Origin of the sequence: Caulobacter sp. B11 (assembly GCF_002737765.1) — a bacterium.
GTDB lineage: Bacteria > Pseudomonadota > Alphaproteobacteria > Caulobacterales > Caulobacteraceae > Caulobacter.
In genome coordinates this window covers 1-5,141 of sequence record NZ_PEGG01000106.1, presented here as the reverse complement: position 1 = coordinate 5,141, position 5,141 = coordinate 1, and the positions used below count along the sequence as shown (strand labels likewise).

At 68.8% G+C, this 5,141-nt stretch carries 4 protein-coding genes and 1 pseudogene; 3 read left to right on the top strand and 2 right to left on the bottom strand.

Features of this window, described 5'->3' with window-relative positions; genetic code table 11:
• The coding region (locus CSW58_RS05860; RefSeq protein WP_236627666.1) for an FAD-dependent oxidoreductase at positions 1–687 on the top strand (687 nt) is incomplete at its 5' end.
• A gap of 129 nt (positions 688–816) precedes the next feature.
• Positions 817–1,965 carry a hypothetical protein gene (locus tag CSW58_RS05855; protein WP_099446654.1) on the top strand — a complete coding sequence of 383 codons (1,149 nt, stop codon included), beginning with the start codon at positions 817–819 and terminating at the stop codon, positions 1,963–1,965.
• A 5-nt stretch (positions 1,966–1,970) separates the two neighbouring features.
• On the opposite strand, the gene CSW58_RS05850 is transcribed toward CSW58_RS05855, so the two are convergent.
• Complete coding sequence (locus CSW58_RS05850) at positions 1,971–2,735, bottom strand: DUF1365 domain-containing protein (RefSeq protein WP_099446653.1); 765 nt, start codon at positions 2,733–2,735, stop codon at positions 1,971–1,973.
• Positions 2,732–4,059, bottom strand: a pseudogene (locus CSW58_RS05845) (NAD(P)/FAD-dependent oxidoreductase). Before CSW58_RS05845 ends, CSW58_RS05850 begins: the two are co-directional and overlap by 4 nt.
• 151 nt (positions 4,060–4,210) lie before the next feature.
• Here CSW58_RS05845 and CSW58_RS05840 point away from each other — a divergent pair.
• On the top strand, positions 4,211–5,141 hold a 931-nt coding region (locus CSW58_RS05840; RefSeq protein WP_099446652.1), incomplete at its 3' end, for a cyclopropane-fatty-acyl-phospholipid synthase family protein.

The window sequence follows — 5,141 nt, the reverse complement described above, 5'->3', positions numbered from 1 at the left end:
ATGGCCGAGCGCGGCCGCGAGACCCTGCGCCACGGGCCGATGAAGCCGGTCGGCCTGACCAATCCGCGCGACCCGCTGGTCAAGGCCCACGCCATCGTCCAGCTGCGCCAGGACAACGCCCTGGGGGACATTGTGGAACATGGTCGGCTTCCAGACCAAGCTGAAGCATGGCGCCCAGGCCGAGGTGTTTCGGATGATTCCGGGCTGAAAAACGCCCAGTTTGCGCGGCTGGGCGGCCTGCACCGCAACACCTTCATCAACAGCCCGCGGCTGCTGGACCGGTCCCTGCGGATGAAGGTCGCGCCGCGCCTGCGCTTCGCCGGCCAGATGACCGGGGTCGAGGGCTATGTCGAAAGCGCCGCCACCGGCCTGCTGGCCGGCCGCTTCGCCGCCGCCGAGCGCCTGGGCCGGACTCTGACGGCGCCGCCGGCCACCACCGCCCTGGGGGCCCTGGTCGACCACGTCACCGGCGGCCACATCGCCGCCGAGGCGGGCGGCAAGTCCAGCTTCCAACCGATGAACATCAATTACGGTCTTCTGCCACCGATGGAGACGCCCAAGATCGGCGAGGACGGCGTCAAGATCCCGTTGAAGGAGCGCGGCCGGGCCAAGAAGCACCTGATGAGCCTGCGGGCCCTGGCCGATCTGGATCTGTGGCTGGCGGCGGCCCAGGCCGATCTGTCCTAATCTTCACTTGCCCCGCCGGGCGGTTGACGGCGATAGCTGAGCCAGGTCTTCGCTCGTGACGCGAAGACCATCGGCCCCGAGGCAGGCTTGTCCTAGGGTCGCGCGCAGGTCTGGGAGCGTTTGACGGGCATGTCTGACCAAGAACACCATCCGGCCCCATCGACGGGGCCGACGCCGCCGCCGCCGGGCGCCGCCGATCTGCCCAACCGCGCCACGCCGCCGGCCACGCCGCCGCCGCGCTCGGGCGCCCTGCGCTCGGCCGACGGCATCCTGACGCCGATCCAGGACAGCGAATATTTCTCGCACGACCCGGCCGCCCAGGCCCAGGTCTCGGCCCATATCGACGAGTATTTCAACCAGCCGCTGGACATCTTTCCGTTCTGGGAAACCGACGGCAAGCCCGACCGCTTCCACGTGCTGTACGCCCGCCAGATCGAGGAGCGTTTCCCGATCGACGCCGACCTGCGCAGCGGCATCTACAGCTATGGCCGCAGGGTGTTCGACGCCCTGCGCATCCATGTGGCGGTCAAGCGCGTCAGCCAGGGCCTAGCCCTGATCGCCTTCGCCGCCCTGACCCTGCTGGGCCCCAGCTGGTTCAGCCGCTGGACGGGCTCGGACCTGGGCGGGGCCGGCCTGGCGGCCGGGGCCATGCTGGCGGTGTTCGGGCTCTACTGGGCCGCCCAGGCGATCCTGTTCACCCAGTACCGGTTCAAGCTGGAGAACGACTCCTACCAGCTGTCGCGCGAGATCGTGCAGCGCACCCGCGAGCTGCAGAACCTGTTCACCAGCGGCCGGGCCATGGCCGACCAGGCCGAGACCGAGTTCCAGCAGGACGGCAAGGGCTGGGGCCAGAGGGCCATGTATCTGACCCGCCTGACCCTGTGGCTGGGCGCGCGGATGGAATATCTGGAGAAGTACGTCCAGATGGAGCTGTGGCGCGTGCGCCGCGAGCGCTACTGGATGCGCTGGTTCATGCGCTTCCTGACGCCGCTGATCCTGCTGGTCTGGCTGGGCCTTTTCCTGATCCAGCCCGCCCCCGAGGGCCATCAGGCCGCCTTCCGGGGCCTTCAAGCCCTGTCGGTGCTGCTGGCCGGTGTGGTGACCTTCGTGTCCTATTTCCGCTGGCAGACCCCGACCTCGGCCGTTCAGGACAAGCTGGGGGTCGAGAACTGGGTGCGCTACGCCTCGCTCGATCTCGACAACGCCGTCGCCGACCAGGTGCGGCGCGACAAGGAGCGGCTGGTCGAATACCGGGCCCTGACCCGCGGCGGCCGCTAAACGCCTTATTTCGCCGGCGATCCCAGCGCCGGCGGACCCGGATTGGGAAACAGCCGGAAGCCCTTGAGCACCAGCTTGACGGCCTCCCAGTGGATCGCCGCCAAGACGCCGGCCAACTGCCAGGGGTGGCCCAGGACCGCCCTGAGCAGGGCCTTGTCGGTCAGGTCCGCGCGCTGGCCGGCGAAGCTGGCGGCCAGCAGCAGGCCCTCGTCGTCAAGCACGCTCACCCCGATACTGACCCGCTCGCCGGGCGGCAGCAGGTCGAACTGGTAGTCCAGGTCCATCGGCATGAAGGGCGAGACGTGGAAGCTCTTGCCGCAGGCTTGGCGCACGTGCGCGTCGGGCGACGACGGCTCGACCGCCAGCACATAGTCGTGCTTTTCGCCAAACGTGTTGCGCACCGCATGGACGGTAGCCGCCAGCCGCCCGTCGCGGTCGTGGCAGAAATAGACGCTCAGCGGGTTGAAGCCATGCCCCAGCAGGCGCGGCATGCACAGCAGGGTGATCGCTCCGCCGGCCAGGTCGAAACCGGCCTCGGCCAGCTTGGCCTCGATCTGCGGCCGGATCGGCGCCCGGACGCGGCCGGCGAAGTCGCGGTCCCACAGTGAAACCAGGTTCCAGCGATTGTGCGAGAACAGGCTCAGCCGCGCCGCCAGCCCGTCGATCTCGTCCAGATCGAGGGCCAGCATGAAGATGCGATAGCTCAGGCGGTGACGCCGGGGCCGGGTGCGGCCATGGACGACGACCCCGCTGTAGAGCCCTGACCTCATGCGACGACGCGGGCCTGGGGCTCGGCCTCGGCTGGCGGGGTGATGAAGATGCGGTTCGACGGATTGGGCGTCAGCCACGGCCGATGCACGCCGCCCAGCTGTTCGGCCACGGCCAGGCCCGCCTGCAGGCCGTCCTCGTGGAAGCCCGACCCGAAATAGGCCCCGGCGAACCAGGTGCGGTTGGCGCCCTGCAGCGACCACAGCTCGCGCTGGGCCAGCATGGCCGGGCCGTCGAACAGCGGATGCTCATAGACCTGATCGTGCAGGTTGGCCTGGATCTCGTCGCCCTGCTCGGGGTTCAGAGACAGGAAGTAAGGATCAGCCGAGTCCAGCGGCTGCAGCCGGTTCATCCAGTAGGTCACCCCGCCCTCGCCGCCCTCGCCGCGCTTGCCCACATGGTTCCAGCTGGCCCAGGCGGCCTTGCGGCGCGGCATCAGGCGCGGATCGCGATGCAGCACCGCGCGGTTCTGACTGTAGCGGAAGGCGCCGAGCACGCGGCTTTCCTCGGCGCTGGGCCGGTCCAGCATCCGCAGGGCCTGGTCGGCATGGGCGGCGACGACGACCTGATCGAAGCGGCGGGTCTCGCCCGTGGCGTCCTCGATCGAGACGCCGTCCGGCGCGCGGATCACCTGGCGCACGGGCCGGCCGACCAGCACCGTTCCCTGGAAGTCCGCCGACAGGCGACGGACATATTGCTGGCTGCCCCGACCACCGTCCGCCAGATCGGCCGCTTGTCGATCGGCAGCATCAGGCCGTGATTGTCGAAGAAGCGCAGGAAGGCGGCGGCCGGAAACTCACCGATGTCGCGCATCGAGGTCGACCAGATGGCGGCGGCCTGGGGCAGCAGGTGATCTTCCAGGAAGGCCCGGCCAAAGCCTTGCTGGCGAAAATAGTCGTCCAGACGGCACAGGCCGCCCGCCTCCAGCCGCGCCACGTCGCGGGCCCCGGCCTTGTAGAAGCGGGTCACGTCCAGCAGCATCTTCAGATAGCGCGGATTGAACAGGTTGCGGCGCTGGGCCAGCAGGTTGTTGCTGCTGTATTCCAGCGCGCCGTCGTCCAGCGACACGCCGAACGACATGTCGCTGTCGGCGGTCGGCACCTGGAGATGGGCGAACAGGGCCGTCAGGTTGGGATAGTTCGGCTCGTTATAGACGATGAAGCCAGTATCGACCGGCACGCCCTCGATCTCGACCGTATTGGCGTGGCCACCCAGCCGTCCGTCGGCCTCGTACAGGGTCACGTCATGGCGCTTGGACAGCAGCCAGGCGGCCGACAGGCCCGAAATGCCGGCGCCGATCACGGCGATGCTCTGGCGCTGGGGCATAGATTGCGAGGGCAAGTCGAACTCCGGTTGAGGCGCCAGATCGGCGCGGCTCCACAGCTACGCAACCGGAGCCGTTTCGGACGCGTGCATCCAGTGTGGGAACGCGCGCGTAGCTGAGGCGATCCTGACGCCAGACGAACAAGGAGAGCCCATGAGCCTGGTCAAGGCCGCCATCCACGCCTTCGAAGACGCCCCGGTGCCCGACCTGGTCTCGCGCGCCGCCATCGGCTTTCTGGTCGGCGACGCCCGTCGGCGGCTGTCGGGCGCCACGCCCGAGCTCAGCGCCGCCTTCGCCCGCGACATGGACCGCCATCCGATCGCCGTCCACACCGACGCCGCCAACGCCCAGCACTATGAGATGCCGGCCGCCTTCTTCGAGCGCGTCCTGGGCCCGAACCTGAAATATTCCAGCGGCCTGTATCCGCCTGGCGCAACCACCCTGGCCGAAGGCGAGGTCGCCGCCCTGCGCCAGACCGAGCTGCACGCCGACCTGCGCGACGGCCAGGACGTCCTGGAACTGGGCTGCGGCTGGGGCTCGCTGTCGCTGTGGATGGCCCACAGGTTTCCCAATTCCCGGATCACCTCGGTCTCGAACTCGGCCTCGCAGCGGGCCTTCATCGAAGGCCGGGCCGCCGAGCGGGGTCTGACCAATCTGACGGTGATCACCGCCGACATGAACGACTTCTCGCCCCAGGGTCCGGGCGACCTGCGCTTTGATCGCGTGGTCTCGGTCGAGATGTTCGAGCACATGTCCAACTGGCGGGCCCTGCTGACCCGGGTGAACGGCTGGCTGCGGCCCGACGGCCTACTGTTCCTGCACGTCTTCACCCATCGCAACGCCCCCTACCGGTTCGACGTCGACGATCCGGCCGACTGGATCGCCCAGTACTTCTTCACCGGCGGCGTCATGCCCAGCCACGACCTGCCGGGCCAGTTCCCCGACCTGTTCACGGTCGAGCACGACTGGCGCTGGAGCGGCGCGCACTATGCCCGCACCGCCGAGCAGTGGCTGACCAATTTCGACGCCAACCGCGCGACGATCGATCCGATCCTGCAAAGCGTCTATGGCGACGGCGCGCGGA

Coding starts and splice junctions, on each gene's coding strand:
- CSW58_RS05855 (WP_099446654.1), top strand. CDS start 817: ATGTCTGACCAAGAACACCATCCGGCCCCATCGACGGGGCCGACGCCG.
- CSW58_RS05850 (WP_099446653.1), bottom strand. CDS start 2,735: ATGAGGTCAGGGCTCTACAGCGGGGTCGTCGTCCATGGCCGCACCCGG.